This window comes from Bacillus cereus group sp. BfR-BA-01355 (assembly GCF_022663675.1).
Classification (GTDB): Bacteria; Bacillota; Bacilli; order Bacillales; family Bacillaceae_G; genus Bacillus_A; species Bacillus_A thuringiensis_S.
Window position 1 is genome coordinate 13,987 of sequence record NZ_JAKUFY010000005.1, and the last position, 25,562, is coordinate 39,548.

Consider the following 25,562-nt stretch of genomic DNA (forward strand, 5'->3'; position numbering starts at 1 on the left):
ATTTATCCTCTCCTTCCCTTACGCTCGTTTGAATTGTTGTAAGAAACGTACATCATTTGTATAGAAATGACGAATGTCATCTACGCCGTATTTCAACATTGCGATACGCTCTGCGCCCATACCGAATGCGAAACCTTGATATTCTTTTGAATCATAACCAGCCATTTCAAGTACGTTCGGGTGAACCATACCTGCGCCTAGAATTTCAATCCAGCCAGTTCCTTTACAAGTGCCGCAACCTTTGCCATGACACATCATACAAGAAATATCCATCTCTACAGATGGCTCTGTGAATGGGAAGAAACTTGGACGAAGACGGATTTCACGATCTTCACCGAACATCTTTTTCACGAATACTTGCAGTGTACCTTTTAAGTCACTCATACGAATGTTTTTATCAATTACAAGGCCTTCAATTTGCATGAACTGATGTGAATGCGTCGCATCATCATCATCGCGGCGATACACTTTACCAGGACAAATAATTTTGATTGGGCCTTTTTCTTTATTATTTTCCATCGTACGTGCTTGCACAGAAGATGTATGTGTACGTAGTAACGTTTCTTCTGTAATGTAGAATGTATCTTGCATGTCACGTGCTGGGTGATCTTTCGGTAAGTTTAGTGCTTCGAAGTTGTAGTAGTCTTTTTCTACTTCTGTTCCTTCAGCTACTTCATAACCCATACCGATGAATACATCTTCAATTTGTTCAACAACAGCTGTTAACGGATGGTGACAACCTGTTTCAACAGGACGACCTGGTAATGTAACATCAATTGTTTCCGTAGCTAATTTCGCTTCAATTACTGCTTTTTCTAAGTTGCTAATTTTGTCTTCTAGACGCGTTTGAATCGCTTCACGTACTTCATTCACTAATGCTCCCATACGTGGACGCTCTTCTGCTGATAATTTTCCCATGCCGCGTAATACTTCTGTAATTGGACCTTTTTTTCCTAAATACGCTACGCGTACGTCGTTTAAGCCCTTTAGCTCTTTCGCTTCTTCAATAAGCTCTAACGCTTTTTGCTTTAGCTCTTTTAAACGTGCTTCCATTTTGGAACCCTCCTAATTTTAAAAATAAAAAAACCTCGCTCCCAAAAAGGGACGAGGTAAATTCGCGGTACCACCCTAAATTGACAGAACAAGTCTGCCCACTCATTAGTTATAACGATCAATTCTGACCGGAACGCCTTTACATATACATGGTCCTGGCGTCAACTCCAGAGGTGAATTCACTTCCGTCTACCATAAGAATGCTTTCAGTCTACGGCACTCTCTCCCTATATGGCGATTTTGTAAGCTACTCTTCTCTATCAACGTTTTTCGTTATTTAACTTTTAATATAATGTACTTCAACTTATTATAAGAAGTTTTTTATTTGTTCGCAACTGGGCTTTGTAAATAATACGTTAAAATCCCTGCTGCAACCGCAACATTTAATGATTCTGCCCCGCCGTAAATCGGAATATACAAGTTTTGATCCGTTTTTGTAAGAATTTCTTGGCGTACGCCATTTCCTTCATTTCCAACAATTAATGCAAAACTTCCGGCCGGAGTTACCTCACCATACGGAACTCCATTTTCAAGAGCTGTTCCATATACAGGAACGTTATTTTCTTTTAACTTGTCTACCCATTCTTCTAAGTTCCCTTTTACAATTGGCAAGCGGAAAATAGAACCTTGTGTAGAGCGGAGTACTTTACTATTGTAAACATCAACACAACCTTCTCCAAGCACAACGGCGTGAATACCAGCTGCATCAGCTGTACGAATAATTGTTCCTAAATTACCTGGGTCTTGCAGGCCATCCAATAAAAGGAATTTCCCATCAGTAAGAGCTACTTCTTTCTCATGCTTCTCACAAACAGCAAATACACCTTGCGTCGTTTCTGTTTCACGAAGTATTTTTACAATAGCCTCAGGCACGATATACATTTCTACATCATTAACTGTCCAATCTTTCGGAAGGTCTGTCTGATCTGAAACGATAAGTTCTGTTACAATTCCTGCCTTCAAAGCTTCTTCGACTAAGTGGAATCCTTCTACAAAAAATAAACCTTTTTTATCGCGTTCTTTTTTCGTTTGCAGCTTTTTCCACTGCTTTACACGCGGATTTTGTACTGAATCAATGTTTTTCATAATATGTAGTTCCCTCTCTTCTTGTCTTATCATTATAGCCTATTTTTCATACATATTTACATAAAAAAGAACAAAAACTAACGTCAGTTTCAATTCTGAAGAAGAGGTGAAAACAATGAGTTTTAATTTACGCGGTGCCGTATTAGCGAATGTATCTGGTAATTCACAAGATCAATTACAAGAAACAATTGTCGATGCAATTCAAAGCGGTGAAGAAAAAATGCTTCCAGGTCTTGGCGTCTTATTTGAAGTCATTTGGAAAAACGCTGATGAAAATGAAAAGCACGAAATGTTAGAAACACTAGAGCAAGGATTAAAAAAATAAGCAATTTGAAAATCACCTTCGCATAAGCTAAGGTGATTTTTTTACAAAAAAAATTTTTCTTCTCCTAAACATTTCTACTTTACTAACGTAACTATGATGGAGTACAATGTTCAAAATACATTTAAACCGATCGATTTTTCTTCGTATACATCATTAGATAAAAGGAGTGAATGTTTTATGCACCGTATTACGCTTGAACAAGTTTTTAAACATCACATTACACAAAAATACGTAAACCGTTCCGGAATGGTCCACGCGATCGCTGTCGCTTACCATGCGTTTCACTTAGCTAAAAAGCACCACGCCTCAGTCGATGCTGCGACAAAAGCCGGTTTCCTTCATGATATCGGACATCATACGTGGTACACAGGCGGCGAATGGGACTATGACTTATATAAAAAGAATGATATCCATGCAATTAAAGGCGCAGAAAGAGCACATAAATTACTTATTAGATTGGGAGAACATCCAAAACTAGCAAAAGAAATTTCTATCGCAATCCTTCTGCATACAGATTCTTTCTTAGTGGAACAAGAAATTGAAAGAACATCTCTTCAAAGCATTATTAAATGGGCAGACGAAACAGATGAAGAACCAGGCGGAGCTCATCATTATAGAACGATTTCTTATGAAAAAGCACTTAAAGCTATTCAGCAATTAGATCGATTGGTAGAGCGTGAATTGCAAATAGAGCAAGCCAAATTGAATAACAAGGCAGAACATAGTTATCAATGAGAAAGAGGCATCACTACAGGGTGATACCTCTTTTATTATTTTACGAAAAATACACCTTTGTATGTAATATTTAAATGTTACATTCAGAAACAAATTAATCTATAATTTAATATACAAATATAAAGAGGTGATTTCACAGATGCAATCCGCTACACAACTTTCTGATGAACAGAAACACTCTATGTCATGGGGACAATTTATTAGCTCCGTTTTATTCGCTTTTTTCGGAACTGGACTCATTACCTTGTTCCTAGCAATAATGCCCTTAACAATTTATACGGCTAGTCTTACAAATAAAAAGCAAATTGCCCTGTATGAATCTATTGCAAACACCGCAAGTATAGGGTTACAACTAGCCATGTTGTTATTCTTTATTTTTAAATTCAAACCTGCGAAAAGATTATTACTGAACTCTTTTAACTTTAAAGCACTGAAAGAATGGCGCACATACGTATATTTACTTCTTTTCTTCGCTATAAACATCATAATCAACTACTTCTTATTAAATTATGTGTTCCAAGACGCAACAAAGCAACAATCTTCCGCACTAAACTTAGACGTTTTTAAGCAATATCAAATACTATTACTTCTCGGATTTGCAATACTCACACCAATTTTTGAAGAACTTATTTTCCGTGGTTTTATACTTCATTTCTTCTCTGAGCGCTTTCCATTTTGGATTGCAGCAGTCTTAACAAGTTTCTTCTTTGGTATCGCTCATACATACTCACTTGGAGTAATGGTAATTACTTTCTTCATGGGATTATTAATGGCTATTTTATGTAAGAAAACAAAATCCATTCTTCCAGCTATGTTATTTCATATTATAAATAATACGTTGGCATTCTTCAGTTAAAAAGAGGTATCATCACGATACCTCTTTTTACTCTTTTATCACAACTTCAAACTCTTCTTCAATTAGCACTTTTTGATAATCCGTATCATTACTACCCATTTCTATCAATTTATACATATTTATTAATAATATCCAAAATGAACCTGATGTAGTAAAATATAACTCATTACATAAAAGGAGATTATATATGTTTAGCTTCCTTTGGATTGTTTATATGCCACTTCTTGTCTTATGCGGATTTTTCGGTGGTATTTTTTTAATTATTACTAGTATTAAACATCGGAAATTATTTGTTGGTTTAATGGGGGTACTTAGCTTTTCCTTTGTAACGCTACCTTTTGTTTTTTGGAGCATGGGGGTGAATAGCGAGACAATCCTCCCTATTTCAACTACTTTATACTGGATATTGTTTTCTTTAACTGGATTATTAGCAGGGGTAAGGGGATTACAAATGAAAATTAAAAGTATACGCAACATGGGATTCATTATTTTTATTGCGGGACTATTAGGAGTTATTTTCTGGGAACTCATGTCTGCAGGTGATTCATTCTATATCTAATTGCATCTTTTTATAAGAAAACAAAAAAGCAGGAAATTTAATTCCCTGCTTTTCTATTTGGTTTATTGCCTGATTGTAAGAAGAACGATAACACCCAAGCAATACCTGCTAGTATCGTTGCAATTAAGAAGGCATCGTTAATACCGTTAATTGCAGATAGCTTTGAAATTTGTCCATATAATAGTTGTGTGCTCATCGCATCTCCTGCTTGAGCTGATCCGGCAATCGCTGCTAAACTTTGCCCCATACCGTGTACTTTATCAACTAAAATTGGGTTTGATGTTGTTAACATGTTGCCGTAATCTGCTACGTGAGCAGTTGTTTGTTGCGTCATAAGTGTGATTAAAATCGCTGTTCCGATTGAACCAGCTACTTGTCTTGACGTATTTTGCGTTGCTGTACCGTGAGAAATTAATTTCATCGGCAGTGCGTTCATACCAGCTGTCATAATTGGCATCATAATGAATGACATACCAATTGAACGTATAATATAATCCGTCATAATAACGCTATACGGTGTATCCATCGATAATTTTGTAAATTCATATGTCGCATACGTCGTAATTGCCAATCCAATTATCGCTAATGGACGAATGCCATATTTATCGAATAATTTACCCGCTACTGGTCCCATGATCCCCATAATTAATGATCCTGGAAGAAGTAGTAAACCAGATTCAATTGGCGTAAAGCCACGAATGTTTTGCAGATATACTGGAAGCAATAACATACCCCCGAATAATGCCATCGTAACGATTGCGTTAATTACTAAAGTAAAAGTAAATACTGGATATTTAAATACTTGTAAATCAAGCATTTTATTGTCCGTTGTTAACTCTCTCCAAATAAATAACGCTAAACCAATTACACCGATAACAAGTGAAATAATGACTTCTGCACTAGTCCAACTATTATTTCCAGCTTCACTAAATCCGTACAATAAGCTTCCTAGTCCAATACTTGAACTAACAACACCGAATATATCTAATTTCGTTTTAGACACTGGCTGAGCTAGTGTAAAGAATTTTAAAGATAGGAACGTAATAATTAAACCGATAATAAACATCGCATAGAACATTAAGTTCCAGCTATAGTTTTCAATCACCCAACCTGTTACAGTTGGTCCGATAGCTGGTGCTAAAATCATTGCAACACCTAGTAATCCCATCGCCGCTCCGCGCTTATGAGGCGGGAACAATGTCATAAAGATATTCATACCAACCGGCATTAAAATACCCGCACCAACTGCTTGAATTACGCGGCCTGTCATCATCATTGTAAAGTTTCCTGAAGTAGCGCAAATGATAGATCCTACTGTGAAGAATAACATTGCCGCTACAAATAATTTACGATACGTAAATCGTGAAACTAAAAAGGCACTAATCGGCACTAAAATACCATTTACAAGCATAAACCCTGTAATTAACCATTGCGCCGTTGAAGTTGATACGTTAAATTCATTCATTAACGGAGGCAATGCAACGTTAATGATTGTTTGGTTCAAAATAGAAACGAACATGCCGAGAATTAATACTGTTACAACTGCTTTTACATTTACATCCTCTATAGGCATAGACGTTTGTTTTTTCGGCATTTCTTTTTCTTGTTTTACTTCTTCTTGCTTGCCTGTTTCTAATTCAACTACATTAGAAATTTCGGCTTCTTGCTTTTGTTCACTTTCTTTCTCTACTGCTTCTAGCTTACTTACTTCTATTTTACTTACGGCTGGGACTTGTTCTTCTCCCACGTTCGTTTTTTTCTTTCGTAAAAGACGATTTACAAGGAAGAAGACGATTATACAAAATAGTGCATATCCTACAATTGCAATTGAGGACATCTCATCTCCCCCTTACTTATGAATACGAACTGACACATTCATTCCAGGAACAATATTTACTGATTTGCTATGATCTAATGAAATTTTAACTGGCACTACTTGTGTTACTTTCGTATAGTTCGCTGTTGAATTACTTGATGGTAACATCGAGAATGTATTTGCTGTTGTTAAACCAACTTGTTCTACTTTCCCAGTTAACGTTGTATCTGGGTATGCATCTACATACACGTCTACGTCTTGACCTTTCTGAACATCATCAACATCTGTTTCTTCAATGTTTGCTGTTACCCATAAATTGTTCATATCAAATGCGTAAGCAATCGGGCTACCTGCTCCAACGAAAGCATTTGTTGTTGCGTTTGATTGTACAACCGTTGCATTTTGTGGAATTGTTACATCTACTGTTTGTTCTCCATTAGCTGCTGCTACAGTAACAGCTCCTAATTTATCGTTCTCATTGTAATTTTTTCCAACTTCAGCTTTCCAGTCAGTTAGTTTCCCTGCTACTGGTGAAGCAACCGGAATTACCTTTCCATCGATCTTTGCATTGTCTGTTTTTAAGTAATTTTCCGTTTGGTTGTAATAGTAATAACCGACAATACCGCCGCCAACTAGTACAATTAATGTGATAATGTTGATAATTACCATTCTTCGAAACTGATTCATTGCATTCCTCTCCTTATATCGCATATAATTTTTTTCTAAACTATTTATGTCCTTATTGTTTAGATTGTTTAATTGTTAATTATATTAACCTTTTAACGAAAAAATCACACCATCTGCAGCGTAAATCGAAACTTATCTACCTGCGAGCGGTGCTGATTTCTGAAGGACTATCGTTTATAATTATAAATAATTATTTTGAATCTACAACCGACAATTTACGTATGAAATGTTGCTTAAACAACAATATAATACCAATATGTTGTTTAAGTATAGAAAATTAAACGAGGAGAAGTAAAATGTCTATTAAAAATACAAATGATCCACGTGTAAAGCGAACGAGACAACTCATTCAGGATGCTTTTGTCGCTTTAGTAGGCGAAAAAGGCTTTGAAAATGTAACTGTGCAACATATCGCAGAACGTGCTCCTGTAAATCGCGCTACATTTTATAGCCATTACCATGATAAATATGACCTATTAGACAAAAGTATTGAAGAAATGTTAGAGAAGCTAGCAGAAGTAATTAAACCGAAAAATAGAAATAAAGAAGATTTTCAACTTACATTCGATTCACCTCATCCTACATTTTTGGCTTTATTCGAACATATCGCAGAAAATGTAAACTTTTATAACGTTATGCTTGGGGATAAAGCTGCCGGAAACTACTCTTATAAAATGATGAAAACGATACAAGTGCATTTAACATTAAGCTTGTCTATTTCACAACCAGATGACGAAGATCTTATGGTTCCTCGTGATATTTTGATTAGTTATGTGACAGGGGCTCACATCGGAATGATTATGTCATGGTTAAAAAGAGGAATGATATATACCCCGCATTTTATGGCGATGCAATTAACTCGTTTAATTATTTTAGGCGCTCATACTGCAGCAGGATTAGAACGACCTTTTTAAAACATAAAAAAGCGAAGGAAAATCTCCTTCGCTTTTTCTATTAATTAAATGTAATGTTATGTACAGCATCCTTATCAAGACGTTTAATAACTTCTACAATTAACTTTACTGCATTTTCATAATCATCACGGTGTAACATTGCTGCATGAGAATGAATATAGCGCGTTGCAATTGTAATTGCCATAGAAGGAATACCGTTTACAGCAATATGAATCGCACCCGCATCAGTTCCCCCGCCCGCTACTGAATCATATTGATACGGGATTTGTAATTCGTCAGCAACATCAACTACGAAATCACGTAAACCTGTATGTCCAATAACAGAAGCATCATATAAAATGATTTGTGGTCCATCGCCCATTTTACTTTGCGCTTCTTTTGACGTTACACCCGGTGTATCTCCAGCGATACCAACATCTACTGCGAACGCGATATCTGGTTTAATATAATTCGCAGATGTTTTTGCACCACGAAGACCAACTTCTTCTTGTACAGTTCCAACGCCGTATACAACGTTTGGATGCTTTTCATCTTTTAATTGTTTTAATACGTCAATTGCAATCGCACAACCGATTCGGTTATCCCATGCTTTTGCAAGTAACATTTTTTCATTCTTCATCACTTGGAATTCAAAGTAAGGTACAACTTGATCTCCTGGTCGTACGCCCCACTCCATTGCTTCTTCTTGGCTAGAAGCACCGATATCGATGAACATGTCTTTAATTTCAACTGGCTTTTTACGTGCTTCTGGAGGTAAGATGTGCGGTGGTTTTGAACCAATTACACCTGTTACATCTCCTTTACGCGTTACAATCGTCACGCGCTGTGCAAGCATAACTTGTGACCACCAGCCACCCACCGTTTGGAAGCGTAGGAAACCTTTGTCATCAATTTGCGTAATCATAAAGCCAACTTCATCTAAATGACCTGCAACCATAATTTTCGGGCCGTTTTCTTCCCCTACTTTTTTCGCAACTAAACTTCCTAAATTATCAGTAGAAAGCTCGTCTGCAAATGGCTCGATATATTTCTTCATTACTTCGCGTGGTTCACGCTCGTTACCGGCAATACCACGTGCATCTGTTAATTCTTTTAGCATTGTCAATGTCGCGTCTAATTTTGTCATTGCCAACACCCTCCTTTTTCTTCAGTCAATTCATTATACAATAATTAAATTGAAATATTCAAAAATTAAATTAGTATCCTTGTGTTTGACGCTGATGATTTACTTCATTTTTATCTAAATACGCTTTTTCAATCTCTTCTTGCTCAAATTCAAGTGCTTGTCCAAGTCGAAGATAGCTCGTAAATAATTCAATATAGTTTGTAATAGATGGTTGATCTGTAAAACGAATTACTTTCGCGTATGTGTCTAAGAAAATTTCCACTTGTGTTTTATTCGTTTGTGCACATTTATAGAATAGGAAGTTTTTATCAATCCCTAAATCAATTCCGATTGATAAAATAAAATGCAAACCATCTACGTATTCTTCTAATATTACTCCACGTTCCGAAGCTGGTTTGTTGCTCCAATATTTAAAACAACGTGTTTCATTTGCAAGTTCTCCAATTTCTACAAGAAGAGCTAACATTTTTTCTTTTAACAATTTTTTCGGTTGTAAGTCATGTTCTTTTGCAATACGGTCATCTAATTCTTTTTGTAATTTAAATAGTTGTAGTAAGTCCATTCTATTGTCCTCCTCCAACATCGCATTTTACGCAACAATGTTGTTTCATCTCAAAGTTCATTATTATGTTTCAGTTCTTATGAATAAGTCAGCTATCTACCTCTTTATAAAATAGCTTGTCCTTAATTTACAAATACGTTTCAGTCATCGCTCTTAAATTGTTCATCTGATGAAAGTTCCATATCATCTTTCCATTATAGCAGTGTCGTTTCGGCTAGGAAAGATACTCTTCTTTCCAAAAGAGCAGAATTAAAAAAAGCCAGGAGGATTCTCCTGACTTCACATATATATTCTTCTATACCGCTATAGTTTTTATATTAATTTTGTCATATCGATAACAGCACATCCGTTAATCTTTAGAACTTCAAACTTCTCTCTGAATACAAACAAAAAACCTTAGAAGAAAATTCTTCTAAGGTTTCAACTAATTAATTAGTTAATGTTGTTTTTTGCAACTGTTGCTAATTCAGCGAAAGCTTTTTCGTCATGAACAGCTAAGTCAGCAAGCATCTTGCGGTTAACTTCGATGCCAGCATTTTTAAGACCGTGCATTAAGCGGCTGTAAGAAAGACCATTCATACGAGCTGCTGCGTTGATACGTGTAATCCATAATTTACGGAAGTCACGTTTCTTTTGACGGCGGTCACGGAATGCATACATTAGAGATTTCATAACCTGTTGGTTAGCAACCTTGAATAATGTATTTTTTGAACCGTAGTAACCTTTTGCTAATTTTATAACTTTTTTACGACGTTGACGAGTAACTGTACCACCTTTTACTCTTGGCATAATATTACCTCCTAATTGTTCTATATATCAGCCGAACTTATTTTAAGTTGTCAAGCATTTGACGAATGCGTTTGAAGTCACCAGCGCTTACTACACCAGCTTTACGTAGTTTACGTTTAGCTTTTGTAGATTTGTTAGCGAATAAATGGCTTGTGTAAGCGTGAGAACGTTTCAGTTTACCTGATCCAGTCTTTTTGAAACGCTTTGCAGCGCCGCGATGAGTTTTTTGTTTAGGCATAGGTATTTCCTCCTCTATCTATTACTTATCGTTTTTCGGTGCTAAAACTAAGAACATACTGCGTCCTTCCATTTTAGGCTTAGATTCAACTGTACTAACTTCAGCACAAGCTTCTGAGAAGCGATCTAAAACACGTTGACCGATTTCTTTATGAGTAATGGCACGTCCTTTAAAGCGAATTGACGCTTTAACCTTGTCGCCTTTCTCTAAAAACTTGATAGCATTACGAAGTTTTGTGTTAAAGTCGTGTTCATCAATTGTTGGACTTAAACGAACTTCTTTCATGCTAATTACTTTTTGATTTTTGCGCTGCTCTTTTTCTTTCTTCTGTTGCTCAAAGCGGAATTTACCGTAGTCCATAATGCGGCATACTGGCGGTTTCGCATTTGGAGCAACTAATACTAAATCAAGATTAAGATTTGCAGCTAAGTCTAAAGCGTCATTACGAGACTTGATTCCAAGTTGATCGCCATTTGCGCCAACTAAACGTACTTCACGTGCACGAATTTGCTCGTTAATCATCATATCCTTGCTAATAGTAAGCCACCTCCAAGGTTTTCTCAGAACATATTTTGTAGTCATAGAACCCGACAAAAAAAGTGCGGGCATACGACACCCACACTTGTAAAATCTTAAGTAAGAAATACATTTACCTGCTAACTGCGAATGCGTCCATCAGGTGAGAAGCGGGTGCTTCTACTTGTTCCACAAAACAATATTCTATTATCCTTGATGAGTTTATCATAGGACATGACGTCTGTCAAGAAGACGCGATGTGTTTTACTAACAACAAGAAATATTGTAACAAACAACTAACATACTTGCAATACTTTTTTACGATAAGTGTTACATGGGTATTTTTTCTAATTCCCCTCAAGTATATTACATAAAAAAGCCGCGGTATACCGCGGCTTTTTCTTATCGTTTTCCTTCTACTTTAATCATGTCAACAAAAGCATCTAATGCGATTGTTTCTGATTTTTGTTCACCATATTTACGTACGTTTACGCCGTTTTCAGTTACTTCATTGTCACCTACTACAAGCATGTACGGAATTTTTTGCATTTGTGCTTCACGGATTTTGTAACCAATCTTCTCTTCACGAGTGTCTAATTCAACACGGATACCAGCACGACGCAATTCGTCTTGTACTTTCTTCGCATAGTCTAAATGTACTTGCGGAGAAACTGGAATTACTTGTACTTGAACTGGAGCTAACCAAGTTGGGAATGCACCTTTGTATTCTTCAATTAAGAAGGCTACGAAGCGTTCCATAGTTGATACAACACCACGGTGAATTACAACTGGACGATGTTGCTTACCGTCTTCACCAACATAAGTTAATTCAAAGCGTTCTGGAAGTAAGAAGTCTAATTGTACAGTTGAAAGTGTTTCGTCTTTTCCAAGAGCAGTACGAACTTGAACATCCAGTTTTGGACCGTAGAATGCCGCTTCACCTTCAGCTTCATAGTAATCAAGACCCATTTCATCCATAGCTTCTTTTAACATACCTTGTGCTTTTTCCCACATCTCATCATCCGCATAATACTTTTTAGTATCTGCTGGGTCGCGATAAGATAGACGGAATGAGTAGTTCTCTAAACCGAAATCTTTGTACACTTCTAGAGTTAAGTTTACAACACGTTTTAACTCTTCTTTAATTTGATCTGGACGAACGAAAATGTGCGCATCGTTTAAAGTCATTCCGCGTACACGTTGTAATCCAGATAACGCACCTGACATTTCATAACGATGCATTGTTCCAAGTTCCGCAATACGGATTGGTAATTCACGGTAGCTGTGAATATCATTTTTATAAACCATCATATGGTGAGGACAGTTCATTGGACGAAGAACTAATTCTTCATTATCCATTTCCATTGATGGGAACATGCCATCACGGTAGTGGTTCCAGTGACCAGAAGTTTCATATAACTCTCTGCTTCCTAATACTGGAGTGTATACGTGATCATAACCTAAGCTTGCTTCTTTATCAACGATGTAACGCTCGATAATACGACGAATTGTTGCACCTTTTGGTAACCAAAGTGGTAAACCTTGTCCTACTTTTTGGCTATTAGTAAATAGTTTTAATTCTTTACCTAATTTACGGTGATCGCGCTCTTTCGCTTCTTCAAGCATACGTAAGTGCTCATCTAGTTCTGCTTTCTTAACGAATGCAGTACCGTAAATACGTTGTAACATTTTATTATTGCTATCGCCGCGCCAGTAAGCACCTGCAACGCTTAATAATTTAAACACTTTAATTTTCCCTGTAGATGGAAGGTGAACACCACGGCAAAGGTCGAAGAATTCGCCTTGCTCATAGATTGAAATAACTGCATCTTCTGGAAGGTCGTTAATTAAATCTAATTTTAACTCATCGCCAATTTCTTCAAAGCGACGAAGTGCTTCTGCACGTGGTACTTCATGACGAACGATTTCTAAGTTCTCGTTCACGATTTTTTGCATTTCTTTTTCGATTTTCTTGAAGTCTTCAACTGTAATTGCTTCTTCCATATCGATATCGTAATAGAAGCCATTTTCAATTACTGGGCCAATGCCAAGCTCAAGCTTAACATCTTTATATAAACGTTTTAACGCTTGTGCTAAAAGGTGGGCTGTTGAATGGCGTAAAATATATAAGCCATCTTCAGAATCTAATGTAATAATAGAAACTGCACCATCTTCTTCGATTGGTGTAACAAGATCGATCATCTCATCGTTTAATTTTCCAGCTACAGCTTTTTTCTTTAAGCCTGGGCTAATAGAAGCTGCGATTTCTTCAGTTGTTACGCCTTTTGGAAACTCCTTCACAGCTCCATCAGGGAAAGTAATTTTAACTACATCTGCCATCACTGGTCACTCCTCTTTTTCTCAAAATAAAAAACACTCATCCCATAAAAAGGGACGAGTGTTGAATTCGTGGTTCCACCCTTGTTCCAATTAACATGATCGTTAATTGCTCAAGTTCAACATAACGGTGTTGTCCGTTAGCAATTACTAAAAGAATCGTTCACTGCTAAAGTTTAGAGGTGGTAAGTAATAATCCCGTACTAGGAAGCTCACACCCTAAGGCTTCCCTCTCTGAAAATCGTAGAAAACTACTCATGTCCTCATCATGACATTTCGATATATTTCATTTATGTAGGTAATTATATGCTCAAAAACTTAGAAAATCAAGGGCGTTACCTTTATTTTTTAAATTTTTCACATTGCGCTCAAAATCATGTAATCCATGTAATTGGACCCGTTCTTGAAACACATTTCGCAAAGTAATAATCATATTATGGTCTTGTTCCTTCGTATATAAATAAATCTTTTTTGGCGAAATAGAAAGAAGCGGCGCAATTACTTTTGTATCAATATATACATCATTTTGCTTTAATAATTCTTCATCTATATATTGGACCAACTTCTCCTGTTTTAAACGTCTACCTTTATCATCATAAAAGATAAAGCTTTCATCAAAAATAAGATGCACACAGGACAAGCGTGATTTACGGCTACTCACTTGTTGCCGAAGCGTTTCAATGAACATTTGGTATTCTTGCTCCATCTTATATTCATCAATTGCCACTTCCGCAAGTTTAGCCACCATTCCCCTATATGTACGAAGACGAAAACGGATATATGATGAAAACGAGAATGAGAGCGGATCACAAAGCCAATTATTTAAAGAAGACTTAATATATGACTCAAATGCGTTACGAGTTAAATCCTGAGCTACACCTTTTCTTCTTCCCTTTAAAATCTCATGTGCCATGTGCAATATTTGATGACACTCTTCTTGTTCTTCATAAAAAAACTTTTCTTTTAAGATCGTATAAATCCACTCATTTTGTTTCACATTCACAATGAAATACACCATTACTGGCAATAAGATCTTTTCAATATAATTCGATTCATGTACTGGTATGTGAATCACCACTTTTTGCTCCTGTAAATACACACTCGTTTCCTTATATAACAATTCCGCTCTTTTCAGCAATTGTCTATATACGTGCATAGCATCATTTTTTTCTTCGAAGCAAATTTCAATCACTTTTGTCCCCCCTTTTATCCCTGCTCTAAAGGACTGTATCTATACGTTACAAATCCTATAAGAGTCCGTCCCGTGGAAGTTCACTCTTAGTAGAATTACATTTCCTATCGTTAGAAAATCCACTCAATCTGGCTTGCTAATTTTATATATATTAAGGGAGGGAGAAAAAAATGATACAAGCTACTATGAATTTTTTATTGTATACTTTATTTATCACTAAAAGGGGGTATGTGAATGTTCGAATATAAATTCGTAAAAGTCGAATTCCATTGGGGGCTCACTCGCTCAAAACTAGCTGAAGACTACCAAGAAATTATTCAAGAACATGCTAGAGATGACTGGAGGTTCGTACAGATTGTCGCCCCTACGATTGGCAGTTCTGGACAACCTGAATATTTCGACCTCATATTTGAAAAGAAAATATCACTATAATACAAAAGAGCAAGCTTCTCAGCTTGCTCTTTTACTTATGACGACGATTTTTCCCACCAATCGGAATTGGTTTCGCTAAATATTTAATTCGTTCCATAATACGTGCTGCCTTCATTTCTTCAGCCTCACCACGCTGTGTATACGTTAAATGGTGTTCCAGTTGTTTAAAATCAAAATTAGACGTAAAGAACGTCGGTAAGTTTTCTAACATACGGAATTGCAAGATTGCACCAAGCACATCGTCACGCACAAAGCTTGACATTGCTTCTGCCCCGATATCATCTAACATTAAAACTTGTACGCGTTTAACCGCATCAATCTTTTCACCAATCGAATTATCTTGAATCGAACTTTTGATTTCACGTAAAAATTCTGGGAAGTATACGAGCATCGAACTTATTTTCTTTCGAGCAAGCTCGTTCGCAATTGCTCCTAAAAGGTACGTTTTTCCTACACCAAATTTACCGTACAAATATAAACCTTGTGCTTTTTTACCTGGTTCATATGTACTTAAAAATTCATTCGCTGCACCAATTGCATCGATACGTGCATTTAAATCAGAAGGGTCTAAGTTTTCCATAGTTGCCTGTAAAATATCCGTTGGCATATATACACTTTGAACGAGTTTTTCATATTTCTTTCTCTCGTCATGTGCTACTTTTCTAACGCAGCGATCATATTGAATATCAATCATTTTCCCTTGAATAACAAGCTTTGGCTCGTACCCTTGCAGCATATTTTTACATGAACCTAAATCCGGACAATCCACGCAACCTACACTTTGTCCAATATATTCATATAGCTTCACAAGACTGCGCTCAATCATAGAAGTCGTTACTTCACCTTTATGTTCGTCTATAAATTCTTTCACACGCGGATGCGCCATTACTTCTGCCTTTAATACTTCATATCTATTTTTAAATTTTTCATTTCCCATTAATTTTGCAAATGAATTTTGAATATGCTCCATTTTCTCACCTCAAAGAGCGTTCATTCTCTTCTATTAATCACGCTTATATTTTTTTAACACTTCTTCTAATCGTTTTCGTTCATCTTCTAACGTACTTGCATCTTTTTCTACACTTACATCTTTCTTCGCCGTTTCTTTCTCTTGTTCCTTCGGCTCTTCTTCCTTAAGCCAATCTGGTACCATTTCTTTCCGTACCGTTTTCTTCGCCGTACGGCCTTTTTTCTTCGTCTCAGCCCACTCTTGATATTGACGGTTCTCTTCTTTCGCTAACGCCATCGCGTCCGCTACTGTACCAACCTTTTTACGTGCCCAATGCCCAGCAATCTTCTCGACATACGTTTTCGCAAGTTTCATATCTGAGCGTAGCATAACGTAATAAATAAGTACATTCACAACTCCTGGTGTCAATTTTTGATTAATCATGACATCTTCAACGATTTGCAAGTCCGCTTTCGTTGCCTCTGCACCACCAGAAATCTCTTTCAATAATTGTTTTGGCGAGATTTCCTCTAGCTGCTTTATTAGCATCTCCTCTTGCGATGAAGGCTCTTTCTCTTTCATCGTACGTGCAGCATGAGGCTGTACTCTTTCACTTAATACCGGTAATGCTTGACCATTTTCAAATTGATACCAATCGCGAGCTCCTTTTCTAAGCCTTTCCATATCAATTGTTTGCATCTCTGTCACCGCACCAAGAACGATATTTTGCATCGATAACACATCTACACCATACACGTAAGCAAGTGTTATAACGCAGTCTCTTACTTGACCTGTAATCGACTTTTTAGGAACAAGAGCGGACAATCCATCTACAAATAAAGAGAAATCAAAGAAATCATTCCAAACTTTCGGAGCGTCTCCCTTCTCGTTACTTGGCATAGTTGTCGTTTTTGGGATACGAAGATCTTCTTGCGCATGCTCAAGCTGTCCTGGATTAAACGAACCAAACACATCATTGAAAGAGCGCGTAACATTTTCATAAGAAGCAAAATCAAATTCTTCTTCTAAGAAATATTGCTTTACTTGATTATATTTTGTCCGACTCAATCGATTGTATAAAAAGATACTTAAAACAATATCATCAAAAAACTGCTTTGGAGATAAAGGTGGTTGCAACTCATATATGAACATTCGAATATCTTTTTCTTTCTTAATATATACCTTCAAAAGCCCAATTGCCTCTAACTTTACTCGTTCCTCATATATTTCAGGAAGTTGCATTTGCATAGTCACCATAAGGGAATGATGTGTATTCTCTTTTCCAAATACACGATCTTGCTCTAGCTCCCCCCATAGTGTCATGTATAAGCTAAAAGCTCTACTACCTATTAACGGCTGATACAACATCGTTAATACTTTTCGGTCGTAATTATGCAGTAGCCCTTTCGCACTTACTTTATAACGATCAATCGGCAATAGCTCCATCCATGACTGTTTTTCCATTATTGCTTTTCCTTTCTCTCATCCAATCTATCCTCTACTTCATTCGTTCTATCTTCATTATATAAATTCTTAGTGAAAAAGAGCTATTAGCTTACGCTTCTAGCTCTCTTATCCTATTACTTACGGTATGTAAAGAGAATAAAATACAACTTCTACTCTCTTTCTTTTTGCAGTATATCTTTTAATTCTTCAATAAATACATTTAAATCTTTAAATTGACGATATACAGAAGCAAAGCGTACGTAAGCAACATCATCAATATCGCGAAGTTCTTCCATAACAATTTCACCAATCATATCACTTTTCACTTCTGATATACCTAAATTACGCAGTTCACGTTCCACGCTTTGTGTTACTTCTTCTAATTGTCTTAAAGATACTGGTCTTTTTTCACACGCTTTAATTAAACCACGTAAAATCTTTTCTTTATTAAACTCTTCTCGTGTGCCTTCTTTTTTTACAACGATAAGAGGTGACTCTTCTACCCTTTCAAAGGTCGTAAAGCGACTTAAGCAACTTTCACACTCTCTCCTTCTTCGAATAGAGCGCCCCTCGTCTACCGGACGCGAATCTAACACTCTTGTACCATTATGAGAACAGGATGGACAACGCAATTCATTCACTCCTTTACACTATACTCTTTATTTTTCTCTACTCACTTCACCTAAAATATATATACAATATTATATAACTCATTCTAACTCTCTTACCACTTTAAGTTTCAGCGCATCACTTTATCATCTCATCCTTAAAAATAAGATGGTATATAGGGCACTACCTCATTTGCAAGAGTACAATTTATTCAACTAACCAGTACGTTATATTACCTCTTTTTTATAAACTAAAAAAGAGGTGCATTATACACCTCTTTACATTTTAAATCAATTATGTTCTTTTTTAAAGAGCTTTTGTTTCTCTCTGCTTAATTTCGAAGCTACCAGTGCCTCGAGGAAGCTCGATGCTCTCACGCGTTTTCGCGTTTAAACCTTCTGCAATATATTCTGCAGCAACATTTGGATCAATACGATCCCCACAAGTATAAACATCAATACTCGCGTAACCGTGCTCCGGAAAGCTATGAATTGTTAAATGTGATTCCGAGATAATTACTACTCCACTTACACCTTGTGGTGCAAATTTATGGAAAGCAACCTCACGCACTTCAGCACCAGCTCTTAGTGCTGCATCCACAAATAATTGTTCAATATACGGCATGTCATTAAGCTTGTCGAAATCGCAATCCCAAAGTTCAGCGATCACGTGACGACCCATCGTATCCATAGTATCCATTCTACAGTTCCCCCTTGTAAATTTATTCTAACTGTTCGAATTGAAAACTAATTTGCAATTTGGCTTGCTCCACTACCACGGGGGAAAGTTAGTCCAGAGAGGTCCTAACCCTTTAAGTAGTGACTACGTACCTCAGCTCTTAAGTTTACGAGTGTTAGTATACTTTGTTTATTTTCATTTTGCAACAACAGTTTTTTCGATTTTCTGTCATATTTTCCTCTTTACTTTTCCCTAAAAAAAATAAACGATTCACAAATGCAGTAATCACAACGTTTCGTGGTATGTCCACTTTTTAAAATATACTCATATAATTTTTTTCCTTTTCAGAAAAAAATAAAAAAAGAGGGCAAATATTGCCTTGCCCTCCCCCTTATTCACTTAAATGTGTTGCACATTTTCTTGTTTCGCTAACTCTTCAACAACTAACGTTACAAGATCTACAACACGACGAGAGTAGCCCCACTCGTTATCATACCAAGCAAGTACTTTCACTTTACGATCACCCATTACCATTGTAGATAAACCATCAATGATAGCTGAGTGTGTATTTGTATTAAAGTCGATAGATACTAAAGGCTCTTCGCTGAATTCTACAATACCTTTTAACGCACCGTTTGCAACCGTTTTGAAAGCTTCATTAATAGCTTCAACTGTCACATCACGTTTTACGTCTACTACTAAGTCAACAAGAGACACGTTTGGCGTTGGTACACGAAGTGCCATACCATGAAGTTTTCCGTTCAAGTGCGGAAGAACTTTTGCTAGCGCTTTCGCGGCACCTGTCGTTGTCGGAATGATTGATTGTCCGCAAGCACGCGCTCTTCTTAAATCTTTATGTGGGTTATCAATATTTTTTTGGTCATTTGTATAAGCGTGAACAGTCGTCATTAAACCGTTTTCAATTCCGAACTGCTCATCTAACACCTTTACAACAGGCGCTAAACAGTTTGTTGTACAAGATGCATTTGAAATAACAGTATGTTTTGTAATATCTAATTGGTCTTCATTCACACCAACTACAATTGTTACATCTTCATTTTTACCAGGCGCTGTTAAAATAACCTTTTTCGCTCCAGCTTCAACGTGAAGAATTGCTTTTTCTTTTGAATTAAATTTACCAGTTGCTTCAATTACAACTTCAACACCTAAATCTGTCCAAGGCAATTCCTTTGGATCGCGGTTGTTTAAAAGGCGAATAATTTTTCCATCAACTAATAAGTGATCTTCAAATGCTTCTACTGTTCCGTCAAACTTACCATGAACTGTATCATATTTAATTAAGTGTGCTAACGTTTCAGATGGATAGCTTGCATTGATTGCTACAATTTCGAATGCGCTTTCTTTTATTGCTTGACGAAATACCATTCTCCCAATACGTCCAAATCCATTAATTGCCACACGAGTCATAATATGTTATCCCCCTTGAATGCGTTATACTATTTATCTCCAATCCCAATAATAGTATAACACAAAAAGGAGATATGTCACTAAGCATTTTCATTAATTTCACAATTTTTTAGTCAATAATGTTCCATTTCTTTAAAATCACCTGCAATTGTGTTTTCGTTCCCATAATTGGGCCATCATTATTTATCACTTCATCTGCATTTTTCACTTTTTCCGCTAACGGCATTTGAGATTGAATACGCGCCGTTGCTTCTTCTTCGGAAAAACCATTTCGTTTCATCAAACGTTCTAATTGTGTATCAGGAGTAACTGCTACAACTAAAACACGGTCAACGAGACTTGTTAATTTACTTTCAAATAAAAGAGGGATATCTAACACAATCGCTTGCATACTTTCTTTTATGTACATTTCCTTTTGTCTATTCATTTCCTCACGTACTGCAGGATGAACAATTTTGTTTAACTGCAATCGTTTTTCTTCATTATAGAAAACGACACTCCCTAATTTCGGCCGATCCAGTTCTCCGTCTTTTTGCAACACTTCCGTTCCAAATACTTCTACTATTTTGTTATATGCTGGTTTTCCTCGCTCTACAACTTCTCGCGCAATAATATCTGCATCAATAACTGGTATGCTCAATTCACGAAACATTTGAGACACTGTACTTTTTCCACTTGCAATGCCTCCTGTTAATCCAATTACTACTGTCATCATAATCCTCCTCATAATAAAAGGCGCGAAACTAATGTTCCACGCCCATACTTACATTTTCCAAATTCCAATAATAATGAGTAATACTCCAGGCAGGAATGTAAATTTTTGTAACCACTTCATATTCGATAAAACCGTCCCAAGTTTCATTCCAATAAACAAAAACAAAGAACTCATAACTGCAACTAATATCGCCATCATAGCGGGTGCATACCCTAATAAAGATGCACCAATTCCGGCACCAAATGAATCTACAGAAAGAGCGATACCAAGAAGTAATGCTTCTCCTGCAGAAATGGTGCCTGATTTATCAAAATCTGCTACAGTCGGTTTCCGTAAAATTTGAATTACTAGCCCTAGCGAGGCAATCTCTAATTTCCAGACCTTCTCCTCTTGCTTCGGTTCTTCTTTTTTCTCACTTCGAAAAAATTGATATAACACCCAAATCCCTATTCCAATAAGAACAAGCCCACCGATACGCGTTGCGATAACAGGTGAAAATATTTTCGCGATCATATGTCCAATTCCCATTGAAACAAGCATAACAGCCGCTGAACAGATTCCGATAATTATAATTGATTTTAGTGGAATTCTTACGCTTCTTAACCCATATGTTAGCCCTACACTACAGCTATCTAAGCTTAATGTAAAAGCTAATAAAATAAGAGATAAATAAAGGTACATCGGTAAGCTCCTCCCTTATACATAGCTCTGCTGTATGTATATGACAAATGCCTATCCGATGTTATCTCTTTTCTATATTCTAGGCTGACAAATTGGGCAGTAATGCGTTCCTCGCCCGCCAACTACTGTTTTTTCTAATATCGTACCACAAGTTACACACGGCTCTCCTTTTTTTCCATATACATTTAGGAGTTCTTGGAATGAACCAATTTGCCCTTGTGAGTTGATATACGTCCGAATTGTACTTCCGCCACGTTTTACCGCTTCACCTAACGTTGTAACGGTAGCCTCATAAATCCGCTCAATTTCTTCTACTGTTAAAGAAGAAGCTTCCCGTTCCGGATGAATTTGAGAACGGAATAAAACTTCATCAACATATATATTTCCAAGCCCTACTAAAAGACGCTGGTCCAATAGCACAACTTTTATTTTACGATTTGTCTTTTGCAATCTTTCTTGTAAATACTGCGGTGTCAATTCAGCATCAAACGGCTCCGGACCTAAGTCAGCAAGAGGCATTTGATTCATCTCTTCACCTTTCTTAAAGAGATGCATCGTACCAAACTTTCTCACATCTTTATAATGTAATTCAGTTCCATCTGTAAATAAGAAACGGACGTGCGTATGTTTATCAATCGGCTCATCCTCTTGATGTAGTAAAAACTTACCTTCCATACGCAAATGTGAAACAATAACATAATTTGTTACATATAGAAGCAAAAACTTTCCTCTTCGCTTTATATTTTCAATCTTCTCGCCTTTTAGCATTTCTTTAAAGATTTCTGCATCATCCGGTCGTTTCACTATTTTTGGATAAGTAACAATAACATCTTCAATCGTTTTTCCTGTTACAAGATTTTCAAGTGTCCGTCTGACGTTTTCAACCTCTGGTAATTCAGGCATTTCATCACTTCCTTATTTTGCGTCGTACCAAGTTGGACCGTAAGAATAATCAACTTTCAGCGGAACTGCGAGTTCAATTGCATGCTCCATTACTTCAGGTACAAGCTGCTCTAATTTTTCAATTTCTTCTTTTGGTGCTTCAAATATTAATTCATCGTGTACTTGTAGAAGAAGACGCGCTTGTAAGCCTTCTTCTTCTAAACGATCTGCCATAATAATCATCGCTTTTTTAATAATATCTGCTGCAGTACCTTGAATTGGTGTATTCATCGCTGTACGCTCAGCAAAGCTACGTAAATTGAAATTACGACTCGTAATTTCTGGAATATAACGGCGACGATTTAATAATGTGGCCACATATCCTTTTTGTTTCGCATCTTTTACGATGTCCTCCATGTATTCTTGTACACCAGGGAAACTTTCTAAATACTTTTCAATAAATTCCGCTGCTGCTTTTCTTGTAATCCCTAAGTTTTGCGAAAGACCATAATCACTAATACCATACACAATTCCGAAGTTAACAGCTTTCGCTTGTCGTCTCATATTTGAAGTTACTTCATCTTTTTCAACGCCAAATACATCCATAGCTGTTTTCGTATGAATATCCATGTCATGTTGGAATGCTTCAACTAGCCCTTTATCATTTGCAATATGAGCTAATACACGCAGCTCGATTTGTGAATAATCAGCCGCATACATAATCCAACCTTCTTCTGATGGAACAAATGCCTGACGAATCTTTCTTCCTTCTTCTAATCGAATCGGGATATTTTGCAAGTTCGGATCCGTCGAACTTAATCGACCTGTTTGTGTTAACACTTGATTAAAACGAGTATGAATTTTAGATGAATCTTCATGTACAACTTTCAGTAAACCTTCAATGTAAGTTGAATTTAGTTTCCCTAATTGACGATAATGTAAAATGTTTGGAATAATTTCATGGTGATCCATAAGCTTATCTAGTACATCAGCTGACGTAGAATAACCTGTTTTCGTCTTTTTAATAACCGGTAAGTTTAAATTCTCAAACAGAATAACACCTAGCTGCTTCGGTGAATTAATATTAAATTCTGTTCCCGCAAGCTTATAAATTTCCTGTTCCATTTCCTTTAATCTGCCTGCAAGTTCTTCTCCCATATTACGAAGACGCTCTGTATCAACTTTTACACCTTTTACTTCCATATCAGCTAATACACGCGCAAGTGGTAATTCTAACTCTGTAAACAGTTCATATTGCTCATTCTTCTCTAACTCTTCAACGAATGTTTGCTTTACATCATATAATACATGCACTTTACGAGCTACATGCTCCGCTACTACTTTTAACTCTGGAACAGCACGCTTCGCGCCTTTTCCATAAACTTCTTCGTCAGATTTCACAGCATGCGTTTCTTTCATTTTCGCTACAGTACGGAAATCTTTATCTGTATCAGCCGGATCAAGTAAATAAGCAGCGATTAATAGATCAAAGTCAACCCCTTGTATATCTATACCGTTCCATTTCAGTGCAACGATTGCACGCTTCGCATCAAATGTATGCTTTCTCATCTCTCCATCTGCAAGCCAGTCTTTAAATGCATCTGACTTAAGAGCAATGTCCTTTTGAATAAAGTAGCAACCATTTTCATTTTGAATACCAAAACCTTGAATATCTGCTTTATGATAGTTATCTTCTTGTACTTCAACAATAAGCGCACTATCTTGCTGAAGCATTTCTTCGGTAACTTCTTCCACAATATCAAATGTAATATCATCTAATTCAGCTGGAGCCGTTTCTTCTGGCGTAACACCTAATTTATTTAAAAGAGATGTAAATCCTAAACTCTCGAACATTGGAACGACATCACTTGCTTCATATCCTTTATATTCCATATCATCCACATGCACTGTAATCGGCGCATCTGTAATGATAGTTGCAAGATCTTTACTCATAAGAGCTTGGTCTTTATTTGCTTCCAGTTTTTCTTTTAATTTCTTCCCGCTTACTTGATCTAGATTGTCATACACTTCTTCAACCGTTCCAAACTGTGTTAACAATTTAATCGCAGTTTTTTCACCAACTCCTGGTACACCCGGAATATTATCTGATTGGTCTCCCATTAAACCTTTCATATCGATAATTTGCTTTGGTGATAAGCTATATTTTTCAAATAAAGCTTCTTTCGTATATTCATCTACTTCCGTAATCCCTTTTCGCGGAATACATACAAGCGTGTTATCAGAAACAAGTTGAAGTAAATCTTTATCTCCTGAAATAACTTTTACACTTGCTCCTTGTTCGCTTGCTTCTTTTGCTAGCGTTCCCATAATATCATCCGCTTCATAATTTTCCAATTCATAACGCGGTACGTTGAATGCATCAAGCATCTCACGAATAAACGGGAATTGTTCTGATAATTCAGGTGGGGTCTTTTGACGTCCGCCTTTATACTCACTATATGTTTTATGACGGAATGTCGTTTTACCCGCATCAAATGCTACTAACATATGCGTCGGTTTTTCTTCCTCTAATATTCTCATTAACATCATTGTAAAACCGTAAATTGCGTTCGTATGTATACCTTTGTCGTTATTTAAAAGCGGTAGTGCAAAGAAAGCACGATACGCGATATTATTACCATCTACTAATACGACCTTTTTTTCCAAATCAGAAACCTCCCCATGCAAATTTGAAATGATTTTTTTCACAGAAAAAAACCGTTCCTTTCCTCTCTCTATATTAACATGACTAATAGAGAGAAGAAAAATAACGGTTCTTTTCTTTCATATATAAAACAGACTTATATTGGCATAAAGGGAAGTGACGAGAACAGTTTAACTATTCTCGTCCAAAATTACTCCTTGGATGAAGGGGTTTTCATGTATTATATTAACAGAGCTTTATTAATATTTAATTAAGCCATTGTTAATATATTGTAAACATCCTTCAT

The 25,562-nt window shown here is 36.5% G+C and carries 26 protein-coding genes and 3 other annotated features; of the genes, 6 read left to right on the top strand and 20 right to left on the bottom strand.

The window, feature by feature from the left end:
- Positions 1–18: 18 nt before the first annotated feature.
- Complete coding sequence (gene pheS / locus MR167_RS02860; protein ID WP_000388222.1) at positions 19–1,053, bottom strand: phenylalanine--tRNA ligase subunit alpha; 1,035 nt, start codon at positions 1,051–1,053, stop codon at positions 19–21.
- Between the two features lie 44 nt (positions 1,054–1,097).
- Positions 1,098–1,326, bottom strand: a binding site (T-box leader).
- A gap of 48 nt (positions 1,327–1,374) precedes the next feature.
- On the bottom strand, positions 1,375–2,172 hold the full coding sequence (locus MR167_RS02865) for a TrmH family RNA methyltransferase (protein ID WP_003309975.1): 798 nt from the start codon (positions 2,170–2,172) through the stop codon (positions 1,375–1,377).
- An 82-nt stretch (positions 2,173–2,254) separates the two neighbouring features.
- On the opposite strand from MR167_RS02865, the gene sspI reads away from it, so the two are divergent.
- The 4 genes from sspI to MR167_RS02885 all read left to right on the top strand — a co-directional run bounded on the left by sspI (position 2,255) and on the right by MR167_RS02885 (position 4,614).
- Complete coding sequence (gene sspI, locus MR167_RS02870) at positions 2,255–2,464, top strand: small acid-soluble spore protein SspI (RefSeq protein WP_000009509.1); 210 nt, start codon at positions 2,255–2,257, stop codon at positions 2,462–2,464.
- Positions 2,465–2,641: 177 nt separating this feature from the next.
- A complete protein-coding gene (locus tag MR167_RS02875; RefSeq protein WP_000554807.1) occupies positions 2,642–3,199 on the top strand; it encodes an HD domain-containing protein in 558 nt (185 codons plus the stop codon).
- Positions 3,200–3,338: 139 nt separating this feature from the next.
- Positions 3,339–4,055 (top strand): CPBP family intramembrane glutamic endopeptidase, encoded by a 717-nt coding sequence (locus MR167_RS02880; RefSeq protein WP_001190242.1) that lies wholly within the window; start codon positions 3,339–3,341, stop codon positions 4,053–4,055.
- A gap of 187 nt (positions 4,056–4,242) precedes the next feature.
- Positions 4,243–4,614: a hypothetical protein gene (locus tag MR167_RS02885; RefSeq protein ID WP_000490825.1), complete on the top strand. Its 372-nt coding sequence runs from the start codon at positions 4,243–4,245 to the stop codon at positions 4,612–4,614.
- Positions 4,615–4,651: 37 nt separating this feature from the next.
- Here MR167_RS02885 and MR167_RS02890 read toward each other — a convergent pair whose 3' ends face one another.
- Entirely contained in the window at positions 4,652–6,451 is a 1,800-nt protein-coding gene (locus MR167_RS02890; protein WP_000094778.1) for a DHA2 family efflux MFS transporter permease subunit, read from the bottom strand.
- Between the two features lie 12 nt (positions 6,452–6,463).
- Positions 6,464–7,117 (bottom strand): HlyD family secretion protein, encoded by a 654-nt coding sequence (locus MR167_RS02895; protein ID WP_001071423.1) that lies wholly within the window; start codon positions 7,115–7,117, stop codon positions 6,464–6,466.
- A gap of 296 nt (positions 7,118–7,413) precedes the next feature.
- Between MR167_RS02895 and MR167_RS02900 the strand changes: the two genes are divergently transcribed.
- Positions 7,414–8,031, top strand: a complete 618-nt coding sequence (locus MR167_RS02900; RefSeq protein ID WP_000023661.1) for a TetR/AcrR family transcriptional regulator — start codon at positions 7,414–7,416, stop codon at positions 8,029–8,031.
- Positions 8,032–8,071: 40 nt separating this feature from the next.
- On the opposite strand, the gene MR167_RS02905 is transcribed toward MR167_RS02900, so the two are convergent.
- The 7 genes from MR167_RS02905 to ytxC all read right to left on the bottom strand — a co-directional run bounded on the left by MR167_RS02905 (position 8,072) and on the right by ytxC (position 14,791).
- Complete coding sequence (locus MR167_RS02905; RefSeq protein ID WP_000163554.1) at positions 8,072–9,157, bottom strand: M42 family metallopeptidase; 1,086 nt, start codon at positions 9,155–9,157, stop codon at positions 8,072–8,074.
- A gap of 70 nt (positions 9,158–9,227) precedes the next feature.
- Positions 9,228–9,719 (bottom strand): dUTP diphosphatase, encoded by a 492-nt coding sequence (locus MR167_RS02910; protein ID WP_000365052.1) that lies wholly within the window; start codon positions 9,717–9,719, stop codon positions 9,228–9,230.
- A gap of 432 nt (positions 9,720–10,151) precedes the next feature.
- Positions 10,152–10,508, bottom strand: a complete 357-nt coding sequence (gene rplT / locus MR167_RS02915; RefSeq protein ID WP_001138362.1) for a 50S ribosomal protein L20 — start codon at positions 10,506–10,508, stop codon at positions 10,152–10,154.
- Positions 10,509–10,545: 37 nt separating this feature from the next.
- Positions 10,546–10,746 (bottom strand): 50S ribosomal protein L35, encoded by a 201-nt coding sequence (gene rpmI, locus MR167_RS02920; protein ID WP_001125945.1) that lies wholly within the window; start codon positions 10,744–10,746, stop codon positions 10,546–10,548.
- 21 nt (positions 10,747–10,767) lie between these two features.
- A complete protein-coding gene (gene infC / locus MR167_RS02925) occupies positions 10,768–11,271 on the bottom strand; it encodes a translation initiation factor IF-3 (RefSeq protein WP_000973215.1) in 504 nt (167 codons plus the stop codon).
- Positions 11,272–11,333: 62 nt separating this feature from the next.
- Positions 11,334–11,454: a sequence feature (ribosomal protein L20 leader region), on the bottom strand.
- 210 nt (positions 11,455–11,664) lie between these two features.
- Complete coding sequence (gene thrS / locus MR167_RS02930) at positions 11,665–13,602, bottom strand: threonine--tRNA ligase (RefSeq protein ID WP_000786077.1); 1,938 nt, start codon at positions 13,600–13,602, stop codon at positions 11,665–11,667.
- Positions 13,603–13,649: 47 nt separating this feature from the next.
- Positions 13,650–13,878 (bottom strand) — a binding site (T-box leader).
- Between the two features lie 31 nt (positions 13,879–13,909).
- The gene (gene ytxC, locus MR167_RS02935; RefSeq protein WP_242313862.1) at positions 13,910–14,791 is read right to left on the bottom strand and encodes a putative sporulation protein YtxC; all 882 of its coding nucleotides are present in this window, start codon (positions 14,789–14,791) and stop codon (positions 13,910–13,912) included.
- A 234-nt stretch (positions 14,792–15,025) separates the two neighbouring features.
- Here ytxC and MR167_RS02940 point away from each other — a divergent pair, with 234 nt between their 5' ends.
- Entirely contained in the window at positions 15,026–15,223 is a 198-nt protein-coding gene (locus MR167_RS02940) for a DUF4177 domain-containing protein (protein WP_000464454.1), read from the top strand.
- 31 nt (positions 15,224–15,254) lie between these two features.
- Here the strand turns inward: MR167_RS02940 and dnaI are convergent, their stop codons facing one another.
- The 9 genes from dnaI to polA all read right to left on the bottom strand — a co-directional run bounded on the left by dnaI (position 15,255) and on the right by polA (position 25,278).
- Positions 15,255–16,193 carry a primosomal protein DnaI gene (gene dnaI, locus MR167_RS02945; protein WP_000400117.1) on the bottom strand — a complete coding sequence of 313 codons (939 nt, stop codon included), beginning with the start codon at positions 16,191–16,193 and terminating at the stop codon, positions 15,255–15,257.
- 33 nt (positions 16,194–16,226) lie between these two features.
- Complete coding sequence (locus tag MR167_RS02950; protein ID WP_000415033.1) at positions 16,227–17,636, bottom strand: replication initiation and membrane attachment family protein; 1,410 nt, start codon at positions 17,634–17,636, stop codon at positions 16,227–16,229.
- A gap of 152 nt (positions 17,637–17,788) precedes the next feature.
- Positions 17,789–18,250 (bottom strand): transcriptional regulator NrdR, encoded by a 462-nt coding sequence (nrdR, locus tag MR167_RS02955; protein ID WP_001203687.1) that lies wholly within the window; start codon positions 18,248–18,250, stop codon positions 17,789–17,791.
- 283 nt (positions 18,251–18,533) lie between these two features.
- Entirely contained in the window at positions 18,534–18,917 is a 384-nt protein-coding gene (gene speD / locus MR167_RS02960; RefSeq protein ID WP_002003660.1) for an adenosylmethionine decarboxylase, read from the bottom strand.
- 387 nt (positions 18,918–19,304) lie between these two features.
- Complete coding sequence (locus MR167_RS02965) at positions 19,305–20,333, bottom strand: glyceraldehyde-3-phosphate dehydrogenase (RefSeq protein WP_242313864.1); 1,029 nt, start codon at positions 20,331–20,333, stop codon at positions 19,305–19,307.
- 109 nt (positions 20,334–20,442) lie between these two features.
- Positions 20,443–21,045: a dephospho-CoA kinase gene (coaE, locus tag MR167_RS02970; RefSeq protein WP_242313866.1), complete on the bottom strand. Its 603-nt coding sequence runs from the start codon at positions 21,043–21,045 to the stop codon at positions 20,443–20,445.
- Between the two features lie 51 nt (positions 21,046–21,096).
- A complete protein-coding gene (gene ytaF / locus MR167_RS02975; protein ID WP_000281729.1) occupies positions 21,097–21,729 on the bottom strand; it encodes a sporulation membrane protein YtaF in 633 nt (210 codons plus the stop codon).
- A 72-nt stretch (positions 21,730–21,801) separates the two neighbouring features.
- A complete protein-coding gene (mutM, locus tag MR167_RS02980) occupies positions 21,802–22,632 on the bottom strand; it encodes a DNA-formamidopyrimidine glycosylase (protein ID WP_001114475.1) in 831 nt (276 codons plus the stop codon).
- Between the two features lie 12 nt (positions 22,633–22,644).
- Positions 22,645–25,278 carry a DNA polymerase I gene (gene polA / locus MR167_RS02985; protein WP_000412808.1) on the bottom strand — a complete coding sequence of 878 codons (2,634 nt, stop codon included), beginning with the start codon at positions 25,276–25,278 and terminating at the stop codon, positions 22,645–22,647.
- Positions 25,279–25,562: the final 284 nt, after the last annotated feature.